At 37.1% G+C, this 1,112-nt stretch carries 2 protein-coding genes; both read left to right on the forward strand.

Annotated elements, in window-relative coordinates; all coding sequences use genetic code 11:
* The first annotated feature begins 460 nt into the window (after positions 1-460).
* Positions 461-712 carry an aspartyl-phosphate phosphatase Spo0E family protein gene (locus AC3G7N_RS20540; protein ID WP_245837340.1) on the forward strand — a complete coding sequence of 84 codons (252 nt, stop codon included), beginning with the start codon at positions 461-463 and terminating at the stop codon, positions 710-712.
* Between the two features lie 207 nt (positions 713-919).
* A partial coding sequence (locus AC3G7N_RS20545) for a mechanosensitive ion channel family protein (protein WP_489424024.1) occupies positions 920-1,112 on the forward strand: 193 nt, incomplete at its 3' end.

A 1,112-nucleotide genomic window follows, 5' to 3' on the forward strand; every position in this document is an offset into this window, starting at 1 on the left:
TTTACTCTATAATACTTGATAAATACCCGTGTGTTTAGCCGATAAACCAAATTTCTACAAATTTCACACAAAAGAACTAGGCTGCACGGTGTCTATATAGTAGAAGAGATCTTTCAAATAGGAAATTTTGCCCAACCGCGTGCATAACGGCATAAGGTGGAACTTGCGTAAAAAAAGGTTTAAAAAATAGGTAGAGGGGTAATGATTACCTACCTATCTCTAGTTAAACATGAGCCAATGAATAATTTAATGGTACAGGAGGGGGAACAGAGGTTACTGAAAAACATAGAGAATCTTGTCATTGTCGTTATGTAATGAAAGATAAGGCAGAGTTTTATCTGAGTGGTAGTGTAACTGTAATTAAAATCAAAAATTTCGTGTTTAGCAAGCAGAAAACATTCAACTACATGAAATCCACATAGCGGGTTCAGTAAGCGCAACAGGAAATTGGACATAGTTTATGATGCAAAAGTTTTTTAATCAGTTTCATTTCTCCACTTCACAGATTGAATGCAAACTAAGTGGAGAGGAAGAACGGGTGTTGTACAACGATCAAGAATTACGAAAGAAAATAGAGGAAACAAGGCAAAAGATGTATGAAGCGTACGAACATAATCCGGACGATCCGCAAGTACTGACTATTTCACAGGACTTGGACGTTCTCCTAAATAAATATAATCAAGCGGTTAAAAACACGCAGAACGTAAAATAAGACGATTCATGGGAAAAGCTCCATAAGTTTAAGTTTTGTTGCACCTCTAGCAAGGCATGCCCAATACCAAGTTATCCCGGTATTGGGCATTTTTCCGTCTTCAAATGGAGGAAATCAATGCCATATTCGACAAAACCTAACAAAATGTTTAAGAATTTCCTCCCCTGGGTATCAAGTAACTACCACATTTTGAAAGGGGACATCATTATGAATCTCATGAATGATTATTTCTCGACAAACTTTATGGTCGGGCTGCAAAGTTTTGTTATCGCATTAATTGTTTTAATAGTAGGCTGGTTCATCGCCAAGCTGATTGCAGGTGCAGTTGAGAAGGCATTAAAGAAAGCTGATTTAGACGACAAGGTTTTCAACCGGTTTCGATCGGAAAATAATGAAAAAC

Source organism: Virgibacillus carmonensis, from assembly GCF_057836705.1.

Bases quoted from the DNA above. Each gene is read 5' to 3' on its own strand.
- AC3G7N_RS20540 (WP_245837340.1), top strand. From the start codon at position 461: ATGATGCAAAAGTTTTTTAATCAGTTTCATTTCTCCACTTCACAGATT.